The organism is Streptomyces sp. MMG1121, assembly GCF_001280015.1.
Classification (GTDB): domain Bacteria; phylum Actinomycetota; class Actinomycetes; order Streptomycetales; family Streptomycetaceae; genus Streptomyces.
Genome location: NZ_LGDV01000194.1, coordinates 58,825 through 83,218, shown reverse-complemented (window position 1 = coordinate 83,218; position 24,394 = coordinate 58,825). Strand labels below are relative to the sequence as shown.

Genomic DNA, 24,394 nt, shown 5'->3' with positions numbered 1-24,394 from the left:
CACCCGAGAGCCGCCCGCGGGCACATCCGCCCCCGCCCTCGCCAGTGACTCCCCTCCCGGCGTTTCCCAACCGCCGAACGGGTGAGATCCCAGCCGTACCAGCCGCACCCGCCCCGCTCACCCACGCCGAGACACACACAGCACCCGGCCCCACCACGACCGCGGGCCTTGACCGTAGATCCTGGGCACGCGAGACACTGGATCCTGGGGATCCGAGAACGGGCATCTCGTGGTCATGAAGAACTATCCGCCGCAGTTCAAGGCGAACGCGGTCGCGCCGTACCAGTCGCGGCCCGAGGCGACGGTCTGGCAGGTCGCTGCCGATCTGGGAATCAATCCCGAGACCTTGCGGAACTGGGTCCGGGCAGCCGGCGCGAGCCGGCCGCGGGGACGCCGGGCCAAGGTGCCGGCCGAGCCGCCGACGCCGTTGGAGGCGGAGAACGCCCATCTGCGCAAGAAGGTAGACCGGCGCAGCCCCACCGGCAGCCGGCTGCGCGGCCTGGCGGTCGACGGGAAGAGCCTGCGCGGCGCCGCCAGGGCAGGAGGCCGCAAGATCCACCTGCTCGCAGCCCTCGACCACACACCGGCCAGGCCCTCGCCCAGCTCGACATCGGCGAGAAGACCAACGAGATCACCTGCTTCCGGCCGCTGCTGGAGACCGTGGCAGACCTGGCCGGAGCCGTGGTCACCAGCGACGCCATGCACACCCAGCGCGAGCATGCCGACTACCTCTTCGGCCGGGACGCCCACTAACACCGTGTCCTACATGGTCAGTTTGCCGAGGCGTTTGTAGCAGCAGAGAGCCGCGGCGAGGCCGAGGAATGCCAGGTAGTTGCGGGGATGTCGCTCGTAGCGGGGTGACAGGCGGCGGTAGCCGGTCAGCCAGGAGATGGTGCGCTCGATGACCCACCGGCGGCGGCCCAGTCGTTCGCTTGAGTCGATTCCTTTGCGGGCGATGCGGACGCCGATGTGCTGGCTTTGCAGCCATCGCCGCAGGTCAGGAACGTCGTACGCTTTGTCGGCATGCAGCCGCTGGGGCTTGGAATGGTCGCTGTGGGACTCGTGTCCTACGTGGAAATGGGCAACCATCGGCTTCAGTCCGAGGCTGTCGTGGGTGTTCGCCGCAGAGAGTCCGACGCGTAGGGGCAGTCCGTTCGCGTCGGACAGGACGTGCATCTTGGAGCCCGGCTTGCCCCGGTCCACGGGCGACGGACCTGCAAGTTCGCCCCTTTTTGGGCGCGGACGTGAGCGGAGTCCAGCACCGCCCGGGACAGGTCGACCAGGCCCTGGCCGGCGAGGAGTTCGAGCACCTTCTGGTGCAGCCGTCCCCAGACACCCGCACGCGACCAGATCAGGAACCGGCGGTGCACCGTGGACTTCGACGCCCCGAAGCACGGTGGCAGAGCCCGCCAGGCACAGCCGCTGACCAGGACGTAGATGATGGCCGCGAACACCGCCTCATCATCGATATTGGCCACCCCGCCGCCCTGCGGCCGCACCCGCGCCGGTGGCAGCAAAGGGCTGGCGATCTCCCACAAGCCATCCGGCACGATCCATCCCCAGCGCCCACTCTCCATGACCTGGCCAACGACCAACTGACCATGTAGGACACGGTGTAACGAGTTGGTGCGTGATAGCGGGTGGGGCGTCGTGCCAGGTTGGTGGCATGATCCGGGTGTGGCGATCATGGTCAACCGGACGGTGCTAGCGCATCGGCTGTTTACGGGGATCTCGCAGCGTCATCTCGCGCGTCTGGTCGAGGAGTTGGCTGTGCCGTGGCAGGCCGGCCTGGAGGGCCGCCGTCATGCTGCGCGGGGTGGGGCCAGGAAGCGGGCCGCGGGTGCCGGCGCCCGTCACCAGCTGGTTTTCGTCGACCGGCTGGTGGCCACGCTGATCCATCTGCGACACGACCTGCCGCACGCGGTGCTGGGACTGCTCTTCGGCGTCGACCGCTCCACCATCACCCGTGCGATCGCAGAAATACGCACGCTCCTGGCCGAGCGGGGGTGCGCGGTTCCCGACCGTCCCGGTCTGCGGCTGCGGACGCTGACAGACGTGTTCGCCTACGCCCAGGCCGAGGGCATTGAGCTGCGCTTGGACGCCACCGAGATCCAGGTTCGTCGTCCGCTGGCCGGACGTGGCGGCCGGCGCACGTTCGTCTCCGGCAAGAAGAAACAGCACACGATGAAGGCCACCGTCATCGCCGACTGGCGTGGCCGCACGTTATGGACCGATGCCCTGCGGCCTGGTCGTATGCACGATGCCACGGCCGCCCGCAACGAGGGCATAGCCATCTGCTTCCAGCACTTCCCCGACGTCGAGGTCCTCTTGGACGACGGCTATCTCGGCCTGAGCCGCGACCGCCTGCCCGACACCTACCGTGCTATCGCCGGCCTCGTCTCAGACCGCACCATCAACGCCTGAAAATCGGCCACGACCAGGCCAAACACGCCCCACCCGCTATCACGCACCAACTCGTAAGGCATCGGCGGCGCTGAGAGCTGCGACAGCGTCGATCGAGGCGCCGTCGTCCGCTCCCTCCTCATAGGCGTCGAGGGCGCGCTCGCCGATCAGGCGAGCCCGTAGCCCGGCAGGCAGGACTTGCTCAGTGGTGGGGAGCCAACGACCGGCGAGCCGTTCAACGACGGCTATGTACGACCAGCATCCTCAGCAGTCGCTGGATCCCGTGGCAGGTGAGCGGGATCAGCACGTCCAGGGTGGCAGGGTCGGCGCCGAGAAGCACCGCTTATATGACTGAGCTGTCATCGGCCTGGCTGGACCGCGGCCCGACAGCCACCGGCCGCTGATCCGCCGCAAACCGGGCTCGTGTCAGGACAGCCGCTACGAGCGGGGTCGTGGCTGTAGCTGTCCGACCAGGTGGAAGACCTCCCGAGCCGCATTCCCCTGCAGGCGGCTATGGGCGCCACGGGGCAGGGCACCAACGCGCCGCCCGCTGCGGGCACTCGAGGCGTTCGCAGATGCCGCAGCAGGATCGAGGAGCGGACCTCGGCGCTGAGGCACGCCAAGGTCCCCCAAGCATCTACCCGGTGGAAGCCTCAGTGATCCGGACCAGGGACGGACCAACTTGGCTTCGCATCAGGCGATTCCATCCATTGCCGCAGGTCAGAAGCGGGTGAGATCGTGCACCACAAGCAGACGAAGAACATGCTGGTCGCTCCGTGCAAATGGCCGAGCAGGACTATCGCCGCCGACCATGCCCATGGACAGAGTCGGCACGTCTGCCCTCAGCCCCCTACCTCGTGCGCATCACGGGTCAGCTCACCAGCGCTTGACTTCATGCGCGCTTGCGAGCGTCCATGGTCGCGGTCGATCCGCCGTGCGGCGTCGCGAACGAAGGCAGTCCGCACATCGTCGGCCTTGTCCGTCCGGAACACCGCGATGCGCACGCGCCGGCGACACCAGCGGTCCACACGGGACCGCACCCGGCCGGGACCTCACTGCTGAAGCACTCTGAGAAGCGAGGCCCTCTCCATGTCCGACACAACCGACCAGCTGACGGGGCTGTCCCCCGCCGTCATCCACGTCTACATCCAACTGGTTGCCTTCACAGATCCGGCCCGTGTCGACGACATCGCCCAGGCCGCAGAAACTGCCCGCTCCAGCGCCTTCAAGGCACTCGTCTCCCTCGAGAAGCGGGGACTCGCCCATCGCGAACGAGGCATTCAGAACGGCCCCAGCCGCTGCCCTGACCTCTGGCGCGCCACGCACAACGACCCTGGTCACGCTCCCGAAGAGCCTCTCACTGGTCAGGGACCGGACCAGCCCATCACCGGCGCTGTTTCCCCCGGCGGACCAGTTGTCGACACCAGCGATCCGACGCCCAACTCCCACGGGCCCACTGCCCATAGCCCTGCACAGGGTTCAGGTGCATCGGAGTTGGGACAGGCTGTCTCCTCCGTACCGTTGCCTGCCCAGTGCACGGAATCCGCCGAGTCAGCAAGCCCTGTTGCTTCGCCCGACGGAGCCGAGCGCCTCGCTCGGGGAGGCCTACGTCGGCTCGTTATCGATCATCTCAACGCCCATCCGGGCGAAGCATTCACTGCCACCAAGATCAGCCGCATGATCGGCCGCTCGTCCGGTGCCATCGCCAACGCCCTCGTCGCTCTCACCAATCAAGGCCTTGCTGAGCGGATCACCGATCGCCCGCGCGCCTACCGCGCGGTCTTCCAGGAGCCAACTTCCTAGCTCATCGGGAGCGCGCCGTGCTGACTTCGGCCAGTGCAGGGAGTCGGCACGGCGGTTCGGTCCGTCCACGTCCGGTCGCGACCAACGGACCCCAGCGCTCTTGCATCCGGGGTTCATGACGCCGTGACGGGGCCGCAAGACTTTGGACAGCCTGATCCCGGACGTGCCGGAACGAGTGCAGGCTCACTCCCTGATCGCACGGCGGATCCGCGCTGCCGACCAGTACTGCGCCCATGAAGTGCCGCTGCCATCGGCGCCTTCGAGGCGGGCATCGGGCATCGTGCGCCCCTCGCGTGGCGACCATACGGGAGCGCTATGACTGCTCTGGCTCTACTCATCGATCCGCCCGCGGTGGGAACGCTCGCGGTTTAGCACGGCAGCCGGGTGGTGTCCACTCTGACTGTGTCGCATCCCCGAGGTACGGAATCGGCAGGCGCGTTCGGAAGCGCGGGCCCGGTTCGCTCGCCTGCCGCGCCACGGCCCGCTCAGTTCAGGCACGGTGGCACATGGCTTGTTCGCTGTGTCGGGCCTGGTGAAGATGAGGACATCTTCGTGCTGGACCACTGCCAGGGGAATGCCCTGGCGTCGGGCGTCACGGACGTTCTTCATCTGGAAGAACGAGGGGCGGGCAATGAGTTGGCTGCCGCGGATGCCGGCGAGGAGAGCCACGCAGCGTTCGGTGGGGGTCAGGCCGGCGGCCTTCCCGGCAGCCAGCACGGCGGAGGGCAGGTCGATAAGTTCGCCGCGCTCGCGCCACGGGCGGGTGGTGACGACGGCGGTACCTCCCGGTTTCAGCATCGTCCGGCACTGGGCGAGGATCTCGGTGAAGGCGTCCAGGAGCCGGTCGGTGGAGACGTGGGCGAGGTTGGCGGGGTCGTGGCTGTAGCGGTAGTCCATCTTCACCACACCGCGTTCGCCGGTCTCCCGGCTGGAACGTACCTGACCGTGGACGCTCGGCCCGTACGGCGGTGAGGTGACCACGAGGTCCACCTCGCCGTGCAGCGTGGTGGGGATGAGTCGGGTGAGTTTGCGGGCGTCGCCACAGTGCACGGCGCCGCTGCCGCCTCCGTTGTGGGCGACGGAGGCGGCGTTGAGAGCGGCGAGTTCGGCCCACTTCGGTTCGTACTCGACGCCGAGGGCGCTGCGGCCGAGGTGGATGGCTTCGACGAGGGTGGTGCCGATGCCGCACATCGGGTCGAGGACAAGGTCGCCGGGGCGGCTGTAGATGGAGATGGCGTGGGCGGCGATCCGCGGGAGCATTTTAGCGGGGTGTGCGGCCGAGCCGGGCACGTAGCGGCCCTTGCGCTGGGCCGGGGCGGAGGTGGGTGCGGTGTTCCACACCGAGAGGGGGTAGGGCATGGCGGTGTCTCCTCATTGCCTGGGTCTACGCGTGGCGGATCGCGGACAGGGCGATCAGGTCGCAGTGCACGACGCCGCGGGAGGTGTCCGCGGGAGCAGCGGGGACAAGGCGGTCGCCGGCGGCGCGGCCGTAGACGACCACGATGTGCTGGAGGTAGCGGAAACCGGCGGTGCGGGCGGAGGCGATCAGCATGCCGAGCGGGTCGGTGAGACGTCCGGCCTCCCGGCGCTGGCGGGTGGCCAGGAGCAGCAGCCCGTCTGCGGGGAGGAGCTGGTGGGCTCGGTGGAAGAAGCCGGGCCAGCCGTCCTCCAGCGCACCGGGCATCCCTCTTCCGTCGGACGGCAGGTCGCCGGAGGGGGCCGGGAGAGTGTCAGGGTGGAGTTCGGCCAGGAGGATGGACGGTCGCTTCGTGCCGTCCTCGTTGGCGGCCGGAGTGGTGAAGGGGGTGGTCGGGATGCGGGCGTCCATGCCCGGTGCGGTGTCCCGGATCGCGATCTTGAGGAGCGGGAGGGGCCGGTGCAGGGGGCGCCCGACGAAGTCGGTGCGGATCTTGTCGAGGGCCCAGGCGGGCAGTACCGCGCCGGGGATGGGAGCGGCGTTGGGCTCGTCCGGACTGGGCAGCCAGACGGTCGTCGGCAGCGGCTGGGACGTATGAGAGCGGGCAACGATGGAGTTCTGCATGGGCTGAGCGGCGCCGGGAAGGAGGGCTTGCCGTGCTCGTGCTGACGTGAGTAATAGGAAGTTGCCGGCCGGTCTTTGCCATCGCCTTGTGCGTGTTCGATCCTCTGGGTAGTCACTCAGCCCAATTGCCGAAGTGCACGGTCTTTCCTCATGGCGTTTGGCTTATACGCAGGTCGCAGCGCAGGCGAGCCAGTCGCGTGCCATCTGCGAGCCACCACCGGACCACCGGTACCACCCGCGCTGTAAGGGCTCAGATCGCGGTCGAGAAAATCTGTGTTCGATTTGTGCTGCTCCGTATGAGGCGTCACTCCAGTCCGTACCGGCAGGGCCGGTGCCGGGCCATCGCACGTGCCGGGCCATTCGACCTGCAGTGACGCGGCGCTGGCGTGCGGGTGGGCCGACGGTGACACGTAGGCCTGGGAGGCGTGGGGGCGGAAGTTGTCCACGCCGTCACAGGAGATGCGCCATGCACCACCGTCACGCAGCTCACCGCCCCGCCGTTGTCCGTCCGAAGAGCGCTCTTCGTTCCCCTCTGGGGGAGCTGGAGCAGGCGTTCCTCGCCCTCGCTCATGGCATGGAGCCGCTCACGTTCCCCGCGCACCTGGTGTGCGACGAACCCGACCGTGCGGCATGGCCCGTCGACCGGGTCCGCACCCACCTCGCCCACCCGTCCACCCGTGCCGAGCTGCGTGAGCAGACCTGGCGCGAGGTGGTCCGGCGCGCCCGCGAGCTGGGTGAGCCGTGGGGCGTGGTCGCCGTGGCCATGACCGTGCCGGTGCTGCGCCGGATGCTCGCCCGGCTGGCCCGCCCCGCCCATCTGGAGCACGCCGAGGTCGAGCAGGAGGCCTTGGCCGCCGTCGCCATGACCCTGCGCACGGTAAACCCGGGGGCGGAGCGGCTGGATCGGGAACTGTTCAGCGCGGCCGACCGGGCCGTGCACCGACTGGCGTACGCCGCACGCCGCCGTGCAACCCGCGAAGCCGACCCGGCCACCGCCCCTCTCGACCACCTCTGCTCTCCTTCTCCGGTGGCCGAGGGTGAGCCGGTGGACGAACTGACGGTGCTGGCCCACGCCATGCAGGCCGGTGTGGTGGATGTGGCGGAGGCGCGGCTGATCGCCCGTACCCGCCTCTACGGAGAGCCCATGGACCGGCTCGCGGCCGAGCGAGGGGTGAGTACGCGTCAGCTCTACCGGCACCGCAACGCCGCCGAACAGCACCTGACCGCATATCTGCGGCGCCGGCAGCAGAGTCTGTAGAGCGTCCGACCGAGCGATGTTCTGTGGCGGGATGTCAATTCCCGCCAGCGGCATCTCTATTCACGACGACGGCGCGGATCGGTATCCGGGCCGTCCGCTCCGGTCCGGCGCAGCAGCCTGGCGGCCGATGTCCGAGACCGGGGGCGATGAACGGTGTGGGGTGAGCACGACCGTCTCGTGCTGACACCCGAGAAACCCTTCCCGTCGCACTCCTTGAGGAGGTCGGCCCGGAGGCCAGGGTTCTGCTCACCCCGCACCCGCTTCTCGTACACGCCTGTGGGACTGCCGTCCCGCTCTCCCTTTTCTGTCCAGTTCTGCTGCCGATGGAGGTGTGTTGCCGTGTCCCCAAGTCTCCGTCGGCCGTGCCGGCCGAAGGTCTGGCCTTTGGGTCGCTGGCTCTTCCGGTTGGCGTTCGTCGCGACCTGTACCGTTTCGGCGCTGCTGGCGGATCCGCCTTGTGTGTGGGCGGTCGCGGACATCCCGACGGTCATCACGAATCTGCGGAATTGGATCGTCGGGATCCTCGCGGCACTCGCCACCCTGTTCCTGACCTTCGGCGGGCTGCGTTACCTGATGGCCGGCGGTGATCCCGGGGAAGTCGAGGCCGCCAAGCGAGGATTGAAAGCTGCGGCCATCGGCTACGGTCTGGCGATCCTGGCGCCGGTGATCGTGACGGTGTTGCAAGGCATCGTCGGGGCGGGCGGGGGCAAGCAGTGATGCGCACGCGTCTGAGCTGTGCCCTGCCGCTGCTGTTCGCAGTTGCTCTCGTGCTGGTTCCGCCCGCCCGGCCGGGCTCTGCGTACGCCGAAGGTGCGGTTGCCTTGGGCCCGGCTTCCCCTGATCCGCCTCAGCCCGAACCGCGGCCCGCGCCCGGCCCTTCAGCGTCCTCCCCCGCCCCTGAGCCCGGATCGAGGCCGCATCCCGTCCCAGGACCCACGCCGTCTGTGGGCCGGCCCGCGCCAACACCAGAACAGCCCTCCCCCGCCGAGCCGGGGCCGGGCCCCAGTCCTTCGGCCTGCGAGGCCACAGGCGTCGGCTGCGACAAGGCCAGCGGCTGGGGCTTTCTCGACATCCCCGGCATGATCCTGAACGCGGTCACCTCGTTCCTCGGCACGCTGATCGAACAGGTCATGAAGCCGATCCGCGAGTTCCTCGCCGACACCCTGCTCGCCACCCCCGACGTCACCCAGCACGCGGACATCAAGCGGTTGTGGACCTGGATACTGGGGACCACGGCCGGGGTCTATGTGCTGTTCGTGACCGCGGGCGGCATCACGGTGATGGGCTACGAGACCGTCCAGACCCGCTACACCCTGCGGCAGATCGCCCCGCGCCTGCTGCTCGGGATGGCCGCGGCGGCTGCCTCGCTGACCGTGATGGGCAAAGCGATCAGCCTGTCCAATGCCCTCGCCCACGCGATCATGGCCACCGACCTGTCGGACGCCGGGCAGGGCATGGTCGAACGCGTCCTGCCCTTCACCCTCTTCGGTGCCCCTGGGCTGAAGCTGTACCTGCTCATCTTGGCGATCGTGACGACGGCACTGGTCCTCGCCGTGCTGATCGGATTCCTGGTACGTGTCGCGGTGATGGCGCTGCTGGCCGCGTGCGCGCCCCTCATGCTGGCGTGCCACGCGCATCCGCTGACCGATCCGGTCGCCCGCCTGTGGTGGCGCGGGCTGGCCGGCTGCCTGGTCATCCAGATCGCCCAGTCGATGACGTTCGTCCTCGCGCTGAAGCTGTTCTTCGCCCCAGGTGCCACCGCCCTGGGCATTCCCAAGGCCGACCAGCTGGGCACGATGCTCGCCGGAGTGGCCCTGTTCTGGGTGCTGTTCAAGATTCCCGGCTGGACATTGCAGGTCGTCCTGCAGGGAACCCCCGCGCACCAACCGCACACGCCCGGGGTGCGGATGCTCAGGCACCTGGCGATGTACCGGCTCATCAACCACTACCTGCCAGGCATGTACCCACCGCGTCGCCGCCCAGGCGGCGCAGGAGGCGGCGGGCCGGGGCCGGGCCGCGGCGGCCCAGGGGGAGGCAGCCGAGGCGGAGGCGGTGGACGTGGAGGTGGAGGTGGAGGTGGTGCAGGCCGGGGCCGGGGCAGTCCCGGCGGAGGAGGCCGTCCGGGACGGGGCAGGCGCGGGCCAGTTGGCGGCGGCCCGCCTGCCCCTGGCCCCGGGGGTGGGGGCGGGCATGTCCGTGGCCGCGCCCTGCCCGCTCGCGGACCAGCGGGCCCGACCCGTCCCGGTGGTCGCCCGGGGCCAGCGGGTCAGCCCGCGCCCGGTGCCCCGCCCCGTACCCCGCCCGGGCCGGGCGGGCCGGGCGGGTGCCGCGTCGGCGGCGTCGGCGCACCGGTTCCCGCCACAGCAGGGACTCCGGTCGCTGCTGCCCAACCTCGCCGGACGCCGCAGCGCCGCGGGCCCGGTGCAACTCCCACCGTCCACACCCCGAGAGGTCCCCGCGCTGTGATCCATCCCGCCCAAGCCCGCGGGGCCCGACAACTGCCCCTACCCGTCACTGCAGCCCGCACCCCGATCCGGCCGGCAAGGGCCACCCAGCTCTGGCTGCCGATCCGCGCCGAGCGCGTACCAGCCTCACTCCCACCAGCCCGCGCTGTGCTGGCCGCGCCACCGCTGGCGGCCCGGCCGGGCCCCGCGAACCGAGCGCGCCAACTGGCCCTGCCCATTCCCGCCCGCCGTGTCCGCGTCCGGCCGCCGCGCCCCGTGCAGCTGCGCCTGCCCCTCGAACCGCCCCGGAGGTAGCCCCGTGCATCAGTCCGACGAGACGGCGGACACCCCCTACACCACCCGCATTCCGGCCGACATCTCCCGCCCCGACCGCATCCTGGGCCCCTTCACCGCCAGGCAGACAGGCATCCTCGCCGCCGCGGCACTCGTGCTGTACGGCGGCTGGTGGGCCACGCGCCCCTTCATGACGGCGCTCGCCTACGCGGTCCTCGTCATCCCGGTCGCTGGTGCGGTAGCCGCCCTCGCGCTCGGCCGCCGGGAGGGCATCAGCCTGGACCATTTTCTGCTCTCCGCGCTTGCCCATGCCCGCGCGTCGAAACGCCGGGTACACGCCCCCGAAGGAGTGTCCCCGTTGCCCGCCGTCGTTCCCGGCCGCTGGGCCACAGCAGCAGGCCCGCCTCCGGATGCGATGCGCATGCCGTACGACGGGATCACATCGGAAGGGGTACTCGACCTGGACCGGGAGGGAAAGGCGGCCCTGGCGACATGCTCCACGGTCAACTTCGAGCTGCGCTCGGCTGCCGAGCAGCAGGCCCTGACCGCGGCGTTCGCGCGCTGGCTCAACTCCCTGACCGGTCCGACCCAGGTGCTGGTGCGCTGCCACCACATCGACCTCGCCCCGCTCGCCGACACCCTGCAGCACGATGCGGCCGCACTGCCGCACCCCGCGCTGGAGCGAGCCGCCCGCGCGCACGCTGACTTCCTCACCGACCTCGCCGCCAGCGGCAACCTGCTCGGCCGACAGATCGTGCTGGTCGCCCGCGAAGAAGCCGCAGCACCAGGCCTGCGACGCCACTCCGGCGAAGGACGGGCACGTCAGCGCCTGGCCGAGGCCACCCGCACACTCGCCGCCGCCGAGATCACCGTCACCCCGCTCGACGCGGACCAGTGCGCCGAGTTGGTCAGTGCGGCCTGCAACCCCGACACCCCCACTCCGCACGAGGACGGACCGGAAGGAAGCCTCGCATGACCCCGCTCCGCTTCAGCTCCCGTCGCAGCGCTGCTGAGGTGCCGGTCGTCGACGGTGCCCACCTGCTGGATGTGGCCGGCCCCGAGGCCATTGAGGTGCACGCCCGCACCCTGGCCATCGGAGCGCACCTGGCCACCACACTCGTGGTCACCGGCTACCCCGCCGAGGTCACCGCCGGCTGGCTCGCCCCGCTGCTGCACTTCCCCGGCCACCTCGACATCGCCCTGCACATCGAGCCCGTCCCCAACCCGGTCGCAGCCGCCGGGTTGAAGAAGCAACGTGCGCGCCTGGAATCCGGCCGCCGTACCGGCTTCGACAAGGGTCATCTGGACGACCCGGACGTCGAGGCCGCCGCCGCGGACGCCGCCGACCTCGCGTACCGGATCGCCCGAGGCGAGGGAAAGCTCTTCCACGTCGCTCTCTACCTGACCGTGCACGCCTCGGACGAGGAGACCCTGGCCGAGCAGGCCGCCGCCGTACGCGCGATCGCCGAGTCACTGCTCATCACCGTCGCTCCGACGACCTACCGGGCCCTGCCGGGCTGGCTGGCCACCCTGCCCCTCGGCATCGATACCCTCAAGATCCGCCGCACCTTCGACACCGCCGCACTCGCCGCCTGCTTCCCCTTCACCAGCCCCGACCTCCCGATCACCACCGATCAGGCCGGCATCACGTCGGGGGTGCTGTACGGGCTGAACGCTGTCTCAGGCGCTCCGGTGCTGTGGGACCGCTTCGCGCAGGACAACTACAACTCCATCACCCTGGCCCGCGCCGGCGCAGGCAAGTCCTACCTGACCAAACTGGAGCTGCTCCGCCTGCTGTTCACCGGCGTCACAGCCTCGGTCATCGACCCGGAGAACGAGTACGTCCGGCTCGCCGAAACCGTCGGCGGACACGTCATCGCGCTCGGCACCGACGGCGTACGCCTCAACCCCCTCGACCTCCCGGAAGCGACAGACAGCAACGAGGACGTCCTGACGCGGCGCGTGCTGTTCCTCCACACGTTCCTCGCCGTCCTACTGGGCAGCGACCTGACCTCCGCCGAGAAGGCAGCGCTGGACCAGGCCATCCTCACCACCTACACACGCGCCGGGATCACCACCGACCCCCGCACCTGGCAGCGCACCCCACCCACCCTCACCGACCTCACCATCGTCCTGGCCGAGGACCACGGCGAGATGGCAGCCGGCCTGGCCAACCGGCTCGCCCCCTTCACCACCGGCTCGCACTCCGGGCTGTTCAACGGCCACAGCACCGCCTCCACCACCGGGCACCTCGTCGTGTTCGCCCTGCGCCAGCTGCCCGAAGAGGTCAAAGCGCCGGCCATGCTGCTCGCGCTGGACGCGATCTGGCGGCAGGTCACCCACCACACACGCACCGGACGGCACCTGGTCGTGGTGGACGAAGCGTGGCTGCTGATGCGCGACGGCGCCGGGGCCGGATTCCTCTTCCGCATGGCCAAGGCCGCCCGTAAACGCTGGACCGGCCTGGCCGTGGTCACCCAGGACGCCGACGACGTCCTCGCCAGCCCGCTCGGGCGGGCCATCGTCTCCAACGCCGCCACCCAGATCCTTCTGCGCCAGGCCCCCCAAGCCATCGACACCATCGGCGACAACTTCCACCTCTGCCACGGCGAACGGGAGTTCCTGCTCAGCGCCGGCCGCGGCGAAGCGTTGCTGCTGACCGGTGACCGCCGCCACAAAGTCGCCCTCATCAGCGTCGCCGCACCCGGAGAACACGAAGTGATCACCACTGACCCCAGCGAACTCGCCGCGCAGTACCTTGCAGACGCGGATCCCGACACCGAGGGCATCTACGCCGACGACTCCTTCGGCCAGGACACGGGATGCGAGTCGTGACAGCTCGCTTCCCGTACGCCTCCTCGCAGCCGGGCGGGCCGCTCGTAGATTTCCTCAACGATCCAAGCCGCTTCTGGACCACGATCAACGGCACAGCCATCAGCTGGCTGGGAACACATGCACCCGTCCTCGCCCCCTGTGCGGGTGTTGTCGTGACCGGCAGCTATGCGCTCAAGCGGCGCCTGCTCCTGTGGCGGGCACAACGCTTCACCCAAGACGCACGCTGCGTGGAGATCCTCGCGCCGCCCACAGTCGCGCCCCGAGGCGGTGAAGTGCTGTGGGCCCAGCTCGCCGGCCTCCTGCGCCCCTGGTGGCACCGGATCACGACCGGCCAGCCACACCTCGCCTTCGAATACGCCTGGTCCCACACCGGGCTGTCCATCCGCCTCTGGCTGCCCGGAACCGTGCCGCTCGGGCTGGTACGCCGCGCCGTCGAAGCCGCATGGCCCGGCGCCCACACACGCGTCACCGAACCCAACCCGCTCCTCCCTTCCCGTCACGTGGTGACCGCGGGACACCTGCACTCGGCCCGCCCGGACGTCCTGCCGCTGCGCACCGACCACGCCAGCGACCCACTGCGGGCGCTGCTCCAGGCCGCCACCGGCATGAGCGAGGACGAGTCCGCCTGCGTACAGATCTTCGTCCGCCCCGCCACCGGCACCGCACTGCGCCGTGCCCGCCGCCAGGCCCGCAGGCTCAAAGCAGGATGCACCCCCGCCCGGCCGGTCGCCCTGGCCGCGCTTCTCCTCCACCGCGCCCAGCCCGCCGCGACCGGCAAGCAGGATCCCGAACACGGCGCCGCCGTGCGGCAATCGGCCGCCAAGCTCTCCGGTCCGCAATGGCAGTGCGTCCTCACCTACGCCGCCACCTGCTCCCCAGAAGTGGAGCGAGCCGAAGACGTGACGCGCGGACGGGCCCACGCACTCGCGTCCGTGTTCGGCCTGTACGCCGACCGCAACTACCTCGCACGCACCCGCCTGCGCCGCCCCGAACCCCACCTGAGCGCCCGGTACTTCCCGCGCTCACGCCCGGCGCTGCTGTCGGTCCCCGAACTCGCCGCCCTCGCTCACCTGCCCCTTGCCCCCGATGCGCCCGGCCTGCAGCGAGCAGGAGCCCGCTCCGTCCTGCCGCCCCCGTCCGTCCCCGAACCAGCACCCGGCAACGGCGTCAAACCCCTCGGCTGCTCGGACACCGGTGCCCGTCGCGGCGTCGGGCTCGCGGTCCCCGACGCTCGCCACCACCTCCATGTCATGGGCGCGACCGGCTCCGGCAAGTCCACCCTCATCGCCAACCTCGTCCTGGACGATGTGCGCCATCACCGCGGCGTCATCGTCATCGATCCCAAGGGCGACCTGGTCACCGACCTGCTCGACCGGCTCCCGGACACCTGCGCCGACCGCCTGGTCCTCATCGACCCCGACGACCCGCACACCCCGCCCTGCCTGAACGTGCTGGACGGCACGGACATCGACGTCGTCGTCGACAACCTCACCGGCATCTTCCGCCGTATCTTCACCGCCTTCTGGGGCCCGCGCACCGATGACGTCATGCGCGCGGCCTGCCTGACCCTGCTCAAGCACCGCGAGCGCACCCACCAGCTGGTCACCCTCGCCGACGTCCCGCGCCTGCTGGGCGAGTCCCCCTACCGGCTGCGGATCATCCCCGCGCTCAAGGACCCGGTGCTGCGCGGCTTCTGGGACTGGTACGAGTCCATGTCCGACCCCTCTCGGGCGGCCGTCGTCGGCCCGGTGATGAACAAGCTCCGCGCCTTCCTGCTGCGCGACTTCGCCCGACGCGCCATCGCCGCCGGCCCCTCCACCTTCGACCTCGCCGGCGTCCTCGACGGCGGCATCCTGCTTGCCCGCCTCCCTAAAGGAGCGCTCGGCGAGGAGACCGCCCGGCTGCTGGGCTCCTTCATCGTCGCCGGCGCCTGGCAGGCCGCCGCAGCCCGTGCCCGAACCCCCGAGCATGCCCGGATCGACGCCACACTCAGCATCGACGAGGCCCACAACTTCCTGACCCTGCCGTATCCGCTGGAGGACATGCTCGCCGAGGCACGCGGCTACCGCCTGTCCATGCTCCTGGCCCACCAGCACCTCGCCCAGCTCCCCCGCGACCTGCGCGAAGGCATCTCCGCCAACGCCCGCAACAAGATCTTCTTCAACGCCTCCCCCGAAGACGCAGGCGCCCTGGAACGGCACACCCTCCCCACTCTGGCCGCGCACGACCTCGCCCACCTCGGCCCCTACCAGGCCGCGGCACACCTGCTGACCGGCGGCGCGGAATCGGCCGCCTTCACCCTCACCACCCGCCCCCTGCCGCCTGCGGTGCCCGGCCGGGCGAAGGGCCTGCGCGCGGCAGCCGGCGGACGCACCGGACCACGCCCGGCCACACGCCCCTGAAGCACACCTACACCTGTTCTCCTCTCACCTGATGGTGGTGATCTGTCATGCCCGCATTGCCCCGCCCCGCTGTCGGCCCCGGCTCCCGGTACACGGCCCGCGCCTCCACCACCCGCCCGCGCCCTGCCCGGCACACCGACGTCGCCGCGCTCTCCCGGATCCTCACTCCACGGGATCTATGGCTGACACGGATGCTCCACGAACACCAGGTCCTGACCACCCACCAGATCGCCGGCCTTGCCTACACCTCTCTGCGCTCGGCCCAGCGCCGTCTGCGTGCCCTGCACCGGCACGCCGTCCTCGATTCCTTCCGCCCCCTGACCCAGACCGGCTCCGCCCCCGAGCACTACACCCTCGGCCCCGCCGGTGCCGCCGTCCTCGCCGCCCACACCGGCTGCGATTTCGCCAACCTCGGCTGGCGCCCCAGCCATACCGGCCGCATCGCCTACTCCCCCTCCCTCGGACACGACCTCGGCGTCAACGAACTCCTCACCCACCTCGCCGCTCACCACCGCACAAGCCCTCATACCGGCCTGCCGCTCTGGCTGTCCGAGCGATCCTGCGCCCGCCGCTGGGGCGACCTCGTCCGCCCCGACGCCTACGCCCACTACCGCAAAGGCGACCTGCTGCTGCCGTTCTTCCTCGAATACGACACCGGCAGCCAGCCCCTCGCGCGCGTCGAGGCGAAGCTCACCGGCTATGCCGCCTTCGCCGCAACAGCGAACGTGCGGCCGGCCCTGCTGATCCATACCCGCACCGCATCCCGCGACCAGACCCTCCGCCGCCGTCTCGCCACACCCGCACGCGAACTGGGCCTGTACCTCGCCACCTCATCCGCAGACTTCACCACCTCCACCCCATGGGGCCCCTGGTGGAGCCCCCTCGGCACCGGCGACACCCGACGCACCACCCTCACCGGCCTCACCGCCCGATGGCCCCACCTCGGACCGGCCTCCGGCCTGGACCCGACAGACGCCGACACCGCCCTCACCCTCCCCGTGCCCCCACTCCCACCCACGCCTGAGGCAGGAACGTGAGCTCCCTGTTCACCAGGGTTGCCGGGGGCATCGGATGCACGGTCATCGCCCTGCCGCTGCTGGCCGCCTGCGCCCTCGCCGCGCTGCTGGGCGGGCTGTCCTCCGGCGGCAGCATGGCCGCCACGCCCAGCAGACATGCGCTGGAGGACGTCCCCGCCTACCTGCTCGCCCTCTACCAGCGCGCCGCACCCGAATGCCCCGGCCTGCCCTGGACCATCCTCGCCGCCATCGGCAAAGTCGAGACCGACCACACCCGCAACCCCGACATGGTCTCCTCGGCCGGCGCCGTCGGACCGATGCAATTCCTCCCCTCCACCTTCGCCACGTACGCGCGTCCCGTACCACCCGGGGGAAAGAACCCGCCCACCCCCTGGGACCCGGCCGACGCCGTCTACGCCGCAGCCCGCCTGCTGTGCGCCAACGGCGCCCGAGGCGGCCACAACTTGCGTCGCGCCATCTGGGCCTACAACCACTCCGATGCCTACGTGAACCAGGTCCTCAAGATCGCCGACGAGTACGCGGCCGCCATCCCCGCCCCAACCGACGCCGCCACCAAGGCGGTTGCTTTCGCTCATCGTCAGCTCGGCACCCCGTACGTCTGGGGCGGCGACGGACCGGCCGACGGCGGCTTCGACTGCTCCGGCCTGACCCAAGCCGCCTACCATGCCGCCGGCATCAGCATCCCCCGCGTCGCCCAGGCCCAGTACGACGCCAGCCCCCACCTCCTCAAGGGTGCGCCGCTGGCACCAGGAGACCTGCTGTTCTTCGGCACCAGCCCCCGCGACATCACGCACGTAGCCCTCTACACCGGAGGCGGCCAGGCCATCGACGCCCCACACCCCGGGGCCGTCGTGCGCCAAGGTCCCGCGCGCGCCAACTCACCGTCCTTCCAAGGCGCAACCAGGCCAGCAGCACAAGGCGCGAGACGGTGAAGCAGATCCCCACCCGCGAAGCCATCGCGGTGCTGCGGACCATGACCTGGGTCCTGTGCGCGGTCGGGCTTCTCGCGCTGGCCTTCACCACGGTCAACGTCACCCGCTTCGCCACCAGCCGCGACATCCCTCTGCCCATCGCGGTCCTCCTTGACCCGATGATCGGCACGGCACTGGCCGGAGTGCTGTACGTGGACGCACGCCTCGCTTCGTGGGGAATCCGCCCACCGATCTGGTCGACCGCACTGCGCTGGAGTGCCGGATGCACCGCCGCTCTCATGAACTCCTGGGAGAGCCTGTGGCCCGACGGACAGATCGGCTGGCCCCACAAGGCCGATCCGGCAGCCGTCCTCCTACACCTGACCCCGGCACTGCTCCTGATCGCCCTGACAGAAACGATCGCCGCCTACCGACGGACCGTCACCGACCTCATAGACCGGATCGCCACCACCGATCCTCCCGAACAGAACTCCCCGCCCACCCACAGCACATCCCGATCGACCCAGGACACCACCGCTCCCGGCCCCCATCCCGATCCACCAACCGCCTCACACCCAAGAAACCGAACCAGCCCCCCACCCGTCCCGACCGACATCCCTGCCGCCACGAACACCCGGCACCAACGGCCCGACAGGGGCCACGACACACCCGATCATCCCCCACTGGCGCCCAGCACCCCACCAACCGACGACACGGCGACAGACACCGACGTGTGGCCACGCGCCATCGCGCTGCACGCAGCAGCCCGCTCCGCCACCGGAAAACCGGTCAGCACCTGGCGGCTGCGCACCGATCTGCGCATCGGACCACGGCGCGCCCAACAGATCCGCGAGCAGCTCCTGGAACGCGACCTCAGCCCGCAACCGCCGACCGCTGATTGAACCGGCCGACCGTCACCCGACCGGTCACAGCTCCACGACCGATCGATTCAGCGGAAGGGATGTCCGGGCGCCGCTCGCCGATCGGCACAAGGCTGACCTGCCGCGCACATCCGATGGTCGTGTTCAGCACTCGGAGCTGGTTCGATCCGGAAGCGATGTGCCCGCTTGACTTCCCGCCGGAGCGGAGCGTCCATGGTCGTGGCCGACACGCTCGGCAGCCCACGGCCAATCCGTGAGCCGCCCATGCCACGGCCCTGTCCGCGCGGGAGACACGCGATGCGCACGCGCCCGGCGAACATCCGCGACCCGCACCCGTGCGGTCCGCCCCCGGCCGGGGACCTCACCCACCCGCCCTCAGACGGAAGAGAGGCCCCCTCATGACCGACAACACCACTACCAACACACCCACGCTGCACGCCGTACCCGACCCGGACCCCCTGACCCAGCTGACCGTCGCCACCAGCGCCGTCTACGCCAAACTGGTCACCCTCACTGATGACGAAGGAGCCACCAGCGCCGAGCTCGCACTCGCCGCCGGCCTGGGCCGCTCCACCACCGGCAAGGCCCTGGTCACCCTGGAGGAAAAGGGCCTGGCCACCCGCACCCCCGGCGGCCACGACGGCCCCCTCCGCACCCCCGACCGCTGGCGCGCCGCGCCCGCTCCCTGGACCAGCAGCAAGGACGACTCCAGTGAGCAGGAGACCACGCCCGCTCCGGAACCTTCCACCACCAACGCGTCCGCGCCACAGTCCGGCCACACCAACGCCGAGAGCGCCCCTGCAGCCGCAACCACAACCGACAGCGAGGAATCGAGCACCAGCAGCGAAGCGAGCGACACCGCCGCACCGGCAGCCGACACACCGCACGACACCTCAGACCAGGACGGTAAAGAGCCCGCCGAACACGTCGAGGGCGCCGAGAACGAAGCCGACACACACCACAACGCCGACAACAACGGCCCGAAGCCGGAGCATGCCCCTGCCCAGCAGGCAACCTCCCAACAGGCGACGAGGTCACCGGAAATGGCAGCCATCCAGTCGAGCGACCGGAGGCGGCTCGCACCCGGAGCACTCCGCCAACTGGTCATCGACCACCTGCAGGCCCATCCCGACCAGGCATTCACCGCCACCAAGATCAGCCGCGTCATCGAGAAGTCCTCAGGTGCCATCGCCAACGCACTGGACAAGCTGGTCAAGGACGGCATCGCCGAGCCGATGAGCGACCGACCCCGCACCTACCGCATCGCAACGCCAAGCAGCAACGCGTAACCGACCGACAGCGGCAAGCCGGGCTTGTTCCAATGGAGTTGGGAGCAGCCCGGCTGGCTCTGCTCAGGAGGTCTCTGATGTACAGAGCGACCCGGCCGCCGTGCAAGCCAACACTACGCACTCATTACGCGCCTCGCGCCGTGCAGCACATACAGCTCGGCTGCGCCGCGCCCAGGCCCTGGCTGACGGGAACTCCTACACCGAGCCGGGGACACCGCTGTACTTGGTCGTGTCACAGGCCACTCGGTTGATCTTCGCGAACTGCACGCAGACCTTCGTGTCGGTGCCGGTATCAAAGGCCGACCACGTGTAACTCAATGTCTTGCCTACCCGGCGGGCGGTCTCCGCCCGGCCGAGTCGCTTGCCGTCCAGAGTCAGCCACACATTCCTCGTCTTCGCAGACCCGGGCGGGTTGGCCCAGATAGCCGTGACCCGGTTCCACTCGTTGCGGCCGTCCAGGCGAATGCAGACCTGGGGGCCCGACCAGTGGTGCGTACAGGCGCTGGTCGAGGCGGCCGCCGGCCCCGCTGCCGGCAGAACACACGTCATGGCCATGACGGCGCCCACACTCACAATGCGTCTCATATACTGCCCAACCTGGAGCTTCCGCGCGACGAGACGGGGGCAGCTGGCAACATCACCCCTATGGCGGTCAAGCATCAAACGCTCGGTCTTTCGCGCCCCCACCAGCCGGGTATGAGCATGCCACCGGAGAGAGCGTCATCCGGTGGGCGCCGTGGCGTCGCAGTTTGCCGTGCAGCCGGTCGGCATTCGCGGCAGTGTTGAAGAAGAGGTCGGCCAATTCGTCTGATGCCGCGCCGCGTTCGTGTCGCTGGCCGAGGACGTTCTGGTATGGATTTTCGCCGGCTGCGGGCGCAGCCTCGTGCCCGGGCACACGCCTGACGTCGGGGTGCTCGCCAGGCGACGTCGAGGCCTGTGGGTCCGGGCTGCGGTGCCTCGCGGCTGGCACGTTCGGTCATGGCGGTGAGATCTCGTTCAGCGTGCCCAGCGCGCGGGCCAGGCGGAGGGCGAGGCTCCGGCCCTGGTCAGGGCCGTCGGCGAAGCCCCGGCAGATTGCCAGCGTTTCGGTGCCCAGGGTTTTGTGGCAGACCACGTGTCCCTCGTCTTGCCGCGCCCTTGGTGACCATGTCGGCCACACGGCCGGGCTGTAGGTTCATCAGGTTGCCCGGGTGGAAGATGCACGTGTCGCAGCGCCGGGCGCACACGCGCACAATGAGAGTGCGAGGGTCGGCGACCTCGTCGTATGGTTCGCCGCCCTCGGGTTCGATGCCGTCGTCGGCAAAGGGGCGCCGCGTCGGGAGTTCGCCGTCACCGCGGAGCCTATGCCGGTTCATCGACGTCCTCCGCAGCCCGCGTGCCCGCAGCCACCACAGAAGTCGCCGTTACTGCACGGACATGGGCAGTGCCCCGCCGCACGGTGCCGGGCAGCCCGGTTCCCGCCGTGAGCGAGGACGCCGGGGACAGGCGGTACCGCGCGTTACCCAGATCAGGGGTAGTACGCCGCACAGCCGCCGCGAGCAGGCCCGTGCGAGCCCTGAGGGGCAGCTGGTCGAGGGCCCGAAGACAGCTCGCCAAGTTCGGGTTTTGAGGCCGGATGGGCGTGCGAGTGCAAGCCAGCACCTCTACGGCGGCCTCGGCTGACAGTGGCCAGTTGGAATTCCCCATCGGCGGCCAGTTGGTGGGGAGTTAACTGGCCGCCGATGGCTACTGAGCGTGAAGTGTCAGATGTGCTGGGGCTGGTTTTCAGGGGCGGAAGGTGCGGCGGTAGGTGTCGGGTGGGACGCCGACGCTGCGGTGGAAGTGGCGGCGCAGGGTGGTGGCGGTGCCCATGCCGGTGGCCGTGGCGATGGTGTCGACGGTGGCGTTGGTGGTTTCCAGGAGTTCTTGGGCGTGGCGGATGCGCTGGGTGTGGAGCCAGTGCAGTGGTGTGGTGCCGGTGAGGTGTTTGAAGTGGCGGGCGAGGTGGCGTGAGCTCATGCGGGCCTGGCGGGCCAGGTCTTCGACAGTGAGTGGCTGGTTCAGTCGTTCCAGTGCCCAGGGGAAGAGTGCTGCCAGGGGGTGGTTGCCTGGGGCGGGCAGCGGGGCGGCGATGAACTGGGCCTGGCCGCCGTCGCGGTGGGGTGGGATGACCAGACGGCGGGCGATCTTGTTGGCGTTGGCCGAGCCGTGGTCAAGGCGGACCAGGTGCAGGCACAGGTCCATGGCGGCGGCCTTGCCCGCGGAGGTGAGGATGTCGCCGTTGTCGACGTAGAGGACGTCCGGGTCGACGGTAGCCTTGGGGTGGCGCCGGGCCAGTTCCCGAGTGTGTGCCCAGTGTGTGGTGGCGCGTTTTCCGTCGAGGAGTCCGGCCGCGCCCAGGACGAAGGCGCCGGTGCACAAGGAGGCGACGCGGGCGCCGGCCGCGTGGGCGGCGCGCACCGCCTCGGTCAGTTCGGCGGGTGGTTCGCGGTCGGTGTCGGCCCAGCCGGGCACGATCACCGTGTCCGCGTGCGCGAGGTGGTCGAGTCCGTGGTCGGGTTCGAGGCGGAAGCGGTCGACGTGCACCGGGCCGTTCCCGCACAGGGAGAAGTCGTACCAGGGGTCCACGATGTGGGTCAGGTCGGCTCCGAAGATCTCGACGGCCACGGCCAGTTCGTAGTGGAGCATGCCGTCGGTGACGGCCAGCGCAACGGTGGGCATGTCCAAAACTGTACGTGCCATGTCGTTTCCGACGCTCGTGCGGGGTGCTGCCGGGAGGCCAGGATGTGGGTGTCAGGCCGCGGCGGATCGACAGCGCGGCGGATCTTCGAGTGCTCGGGAGCAAGTCTCATGGGGTCAGGTCAGCTGGTGGCGGTGTTCGGCGCGTACGGTCACACCGGGCGGTTCGTGGTTGCGGAGCTCGCCGCACGGGGGTTCGTCCCGGTGCCGTCCGGGCGTAACGCGCAGGCGGTGCAGGAGCTGGCCGACGGGCTCGGGCTTGAGGCCCGGGTGGCATCGGTCGACGATGCGGCTTCGCTGGACCGGGCCCTGGCGGGAACAGTGGCGGTCATCAACTGCGCCGGTCCCTTCGCTTCGACCACCGGCCCCTTGATCGAAGCCGCGCTCCGAGCGAAGATCCCCTACCTGGACGTGGCCGCCGAACTCGAGGCGAATCTCGACACCTTCGCGCACTACCGCGATCGGGCCCAGGAGACGGGAGCGGCGATCGTCCCGGCCATGGCCTTCTTCGGTGGCCTCGGCGACCTGCTGGCCACCGCGGCGATGGGCGACTGGACCAAGGCCGACGAGGCTCACATCGCCTACGCGCTCAGCAGCTGGCACCCCACCACCGGCACCCGCCTGTCCGGTGCCGTCTCCCGCGAGCGGCGCGGCGACGTCCGCCTGCGCTACCGCGGCGGACAGTGGGAGCAGCGCACCGACGCCGCGCCGACCCTGGAGTGGACCTTCCCGGAGCCGATGGGTCCCCGGGAGGTGATCGGGGAGTTCACGATGGCGGACGTCGTCACCGTTCCCGAGCACCTGTCCATCCCGGACGTGACCACCTACATGACCGCCGAGGCGGTCCGCGACGTCGCCGCACCCCACACGCCGGCCCCGGCCGCCACTGACGTGAACGGGCGTTCCGACCAGACCTTCCTGGTCGACGTCGTCGTGCGCTCGGGCGGAACGGAACGCCGGGCCACGGCCGGCGGCCAGGACATCTACGCCGTCACCGCGCCCCTGGTCGTCGAGGCCCTGGAACGCGTCCTGACCGGCCGCACCAAGACCGTTGGTGTCGCCTCCGCCGGCGAGATGTTCGACGCACCGGACTTCCTGCACGCACTCGCCCCGCACATCGCCCTCGACCTTCACCTGCACACCACCTGAACGCAACGCTCTACGACGCAAGACCGATCCCGGCACCCGGAGGCATGCTCCCACCATGCCGATCGGGAATTCGCCGCTTCGATCACCAAGAGTCACATTCAAACTGGCCGTACGTGGGGAATCTTTGATGGCCGCCCACACTCGGCGACGTGCTGGGCGGCTGAAGGTGCGTCCAGGTTGGCACGATCCTCGGCCGACATGTGGTCCACCGCACGCGTCAGCAGCGCGGCAAGCGGCAGGGCCTGCGCGTCTTCGAAGGCCGTGAGGAGAGCGTGGGCGCGGCACAGGAGCTGGTGCACGAACAGGTGATGCTGTGGGGCTCCGGGAGCCGACATGGTGAAGGAGGGCCTTCCCTGGGAGACGGGCCGTGTCATGTCGCCGGCCCGCGGTATGGCTATCGCGAAGGAGTGGGTTGGGGGCCCGCGTGTGGGCCCCCACATGGTCAACTGCGTTCGGTCACGTATCCGGTATGCCGTACGGCGATCTGGTAGCTCTCCAGGACGAGGGTGAGCTGGTTCATCTGCTGGGCGAAGCGTGCGGCGTGCAGGTCGGTGGTGTGGCCGACGCTGGCGAGCAGGCCAGTGACCGGGACGAAGCCCGGATCGAGGCAGGGGTTGAGGACATCGCCGAGACGCTCGCGGGCGTGGGTGGCGTGGCGGCGCAGTTTGCCGTGGAGCCGGTCCGCTTCGGCGGCGGTGCTGAGGAGCAGGTCGGCCAGTTCACCCAGCGCGGTGCCTCGTTCGTACCGTTGGCGGAGGATGCGCTGGAATCCGTCCTCGCCGAGGGCCGTGCGAAGAGCCCCTTGCCCGGGCGCGCGCCGGGTATCGGGGTCTTCGCCAGGCGACGTCGAGGGCCTGTGGGTCCGGACAGCGGTGCCACGGATGCGGCTGGCGCGTTCGGCCATGGCGTTGGGGTTCCTTCCTGTGCTG

General features: G+C 70.1%; 19 protein-coding genes and 1 pseudogene. 14 read left to right on the top strand and 6 right to left on the bottom strand.

Annotated elements, in window-relative coordinates:
* Nucleotides 1-235: 235 nt before the first annotated feature.
* A pseudogene (locus ADK64_RS49075) lies at nucleotides 236-451 on the top strand (transposase); the annotation flags it as partial.
* Nucleotides 452-762: 311 nt separating this feature from the next.
* Here the strand turns inward: ADK64_RS49075 and ADK64_RS45155 are convergent.
* A protein-coding gene (locus ADK64_RS45155) for an IS5 family transposase (RefSeq protein ID WP_199829690.1) occupies nucleotides 763-1,577 on the bottom strand; the annotation gives its coding sequence in 2 pieces (ribosomal slippage) (nucleotides 763-1,229 and nucleotides 1,229-1,577; 816 coding nt in all).
* 109 nt (nucleotides 1,578-1,686) lie between these two features.
* Here ADK64_RS45155 and ADK64_RS22615 point away from each other — a divergent pair.
* Nucleotides 1,687-2,424 (top strand): transposase family protein, encoded by a 738-nt coding sequence (locus ADK64_RS22615; protein ID WP_199829692.1) that lies wholly within the window; start codon nucleotides 1,687-1,689, stop codon nucleotides 2,422-2,424.
* A gap of 1,068 nt (nucleotides 2,425-3,492) precedes the next feature.
* Nucleotides 3,493-4,206, top strand: a complete 714-nt coding sequence (locus ADK64_RS43295) for a helix-turn-helix domain-containing protein (protein ID WP_078992787.1) — start codon at nucleotides 3,493-3,495, stop codon at nucleotides 4,204-4,206.
* Nucleotides 4,207-4,536: 330 nt separating this feature from the next.
* Here ADK64_RS43295 and ADK64_RS22610 read toward each other — a convergent pair whose 3' ends face one another.
* The gene (locus ADK64_RS22610) at nucleotides 4,537-5,565 is read right to left on the bottom strand and encodes a TRM11 family SAM-dependent methyltransferase (RefSeq protein WP_078992786.1); all 1,029 of its coding nucleotides are present in this window, start codon (nucleotides 5,563-5,565) and stop codon (nucleotides 4,537-4,539) included.
* Nucleotides 5,566-5,590: 25 nt separating this feature from the next.
* The gene (locus ADK64_RS22605) at nucleotides 5,591-6,247 is read right to left on the bottom strand and encodes a hypothetical protein (protein WP_053661660.1); all 657 of its coding nucleotides are present in this window, start codon (nucleotides 6,245-6,247) and stop codon (nucleotides 5,591-5,593) included.
* A 466-nt stretch (nucleotides 6,248-6,713) separates the two neighbouring features.
* Between ADK64_RS22605 and ADK64_RS22600 the strand changes: the two genes are divergently transcribed.
* From ADK64_RS22600 to ADK64_RS22555, 10 genes are all read left to right on the top strand, one after another.
* Nucleotides 6,714-7,505 carry a hypothetical protein gene (locus tag ADK64_RS22600; protein WP_053661659.1) on the top strand — a complete coding sequence of 264 codons (792 nt, stop codon included), beginning with the start codon at nucleotides 6,714-6,716 and terminating at the stop codon, nucleotides 7,503-7,505.
* Nucleotides 7,506-7,889: 384 nt separating this feature from the next.
* Nucleotides 7,890-8,222, top strand: coding sequence for a pilin (locus tag ADK64_RS22595; RefSeq protein WP_078992785.1), 333 nt, complete (start codon nucleotides 7,890-7,892; stop codon nucleotides 8,220-8,222).
* Between the two features lie 362 nt (nucleotides 8,223-8,584).
* A complete protein-coding gene (locus ADK64_RS22590; protein ID WP_053661657.1) occupies nucleotides 8,585-10,264 on the top strand; it encodes a hypothetical protein in 1,680 nt (559 codons plus the stop codon).
* A gap of 4 nt (nucleotides 10,265-10,268) precedes the next feature.
* A complete protein-coding gene (locus ADK64_RS22585) occupies nucleotides 10,269-11,219 on the top strand; it encodes a PrgI family protein (protein ID WP_053661656.1) in 951 nt (316 codons plus the stop codon).
* On the top strand, nucleotides 11,216-13,078 hold the full coding sequence (locus tag ADK64_RS22580) for a VirB4 family type IV secretion system protein (protein ID WP_063789939.1): 1,863 nt from the start codon (nucleotides 11,216-11,218) through the stop codon (nucleotides 13,076-13,078). Before ADK64_RS22585 ends, ADK64_RS22580 begins: the two co-directional genes overlap by 4 nt.
* Nucleotides 13,066-15,480, top strand: coding sequence for a helicase HerA domain-containing protein (locus tag ADK64_RS22575; protein ID WP_053661655.1), 2,415 nt, complete (start codon nucleotides 13,066-13,068; stop codon nucleotides 15,478-15,480). Before ADK64_RS22580 ends, ADK64_RS22575 begins: the two co-directional genes overlap by 13 nt.
* Nucleotides 15,481-15,527: 47 nt before the next feature.
* Nucleotides 15,528-16,517: a replication-relaxation family protein gene (locus ADK64_RS22570; protein ID WP_053661654.1), complete on the top strand. Its 990-nt coding sequence runs from the start codon at nucleotides 15,528-15,530 to the stop codon at nucleotides 16,515-16,517.
* Entirely contained in the window at nucleotides 16,514-17,449 is a 936-nt protein-coding gene (locus tag ADK64_RS22565; RefSeq protein WP_053661653.1) for an NlpC/P60 family protein, read from the top strand. Before ADK64_RS22570 ends, ADK64_RS22565 begins: the two co-directional genes overlap by 4 nt.
* A complete protein-coding gene (locus ADK64_RS22560) occupies nucleotides 17,446-18,330 on the top strand; it encodes a hypothetical protein (protein WP_053661652.1) in 885 nt (294 codons plus the stop codon). Before ADK64_RS22565 ends, ADK64_RS22560 begins: the two co-directional genes overlap by 4 nt.
* Before the next feature lie 377 nt (nucleotides 18,331-18,707).
* Nucleotides 18,708-19,598 (top strand): MarR family transcriptional regulator, encoded by an 891-nt coding sequence (locus ADK64_RS22555; protein ID WP_053661651.1) that lies wholly within the window; start codon nucleotides 18,708-18,710, stop codon nucleotides 19,596-19,598.
* Between the two features lie 195 nt (nucleotides 19,599-19,793).
* On the opposite strand, the gene ADK64_RS22550 is transcribed toward ADK64_RS22555, so the two are convergent.
* On the bottom strand, nucleotides 19,794-20,147 hold the full coding sequence (locus tag ADK64_RS22550; protein ID WP_159046319.1) for a hypothetical protein: 354 nt from the start codon (nucleotides 20,145-20,147) through the stop codon (nucleotides 19,794-19,796).
* A 1,215-nt stretch (nucleotides 20,148-21,362) separates the two neighbouring features.
* Nucleotides 21,363-22,298 carry a helix-turn-helix domain-containing protein gene (locus tag ADK64_RS22545; protein WP_053661649.1) on the bottom strand — a complete coding sequence of 312 codons (936 nt, stop codon included), beginning with the start codon at nucleotides 22,296-22,298 and terminating at the stop codon, nucleotides 21,363-21,365.
* Nucleotides 22,299-22,427: 129 nt separating this feature from the next.
* Here ADK64_RS22545 and ADK64_RS22540 point away from each other — a divergent pair, with 129 nt between their 5' ends.
* The gene (locus ADK64_RS22540; protein ID WP_199829689.1) at nucleotides 22,428-23,465 is read left to right on the top strand and encodes a saccharopine dehydrogenase family protein; all 1,038 of its coding nucleotides are present in this window, start codon (nucleotides 22,428-22,430) and stop codon (nucleotides 23,463-23,465) included.
* Between the two features lie 442 nt (nucleotides 23,466-23,907).
* Here the strand turns inward: ADK64_RS22540 and ADK64_RS22535 are convergent, their stop codons facing one another.
* Nucleotides 23,908-24,369 (bottom strand): hypothetical protein, encoded by a 462-nt coding sequence (locus ADK64_RS22535; protein WP_053661648.1) that lies wholly within the window; start codon nucleotides 24,367-24,369, stop codon nucleotides 23,908-23,910.
* Nucleotides 24,370-24,394 lie beyond the last annotated feature (25 nt).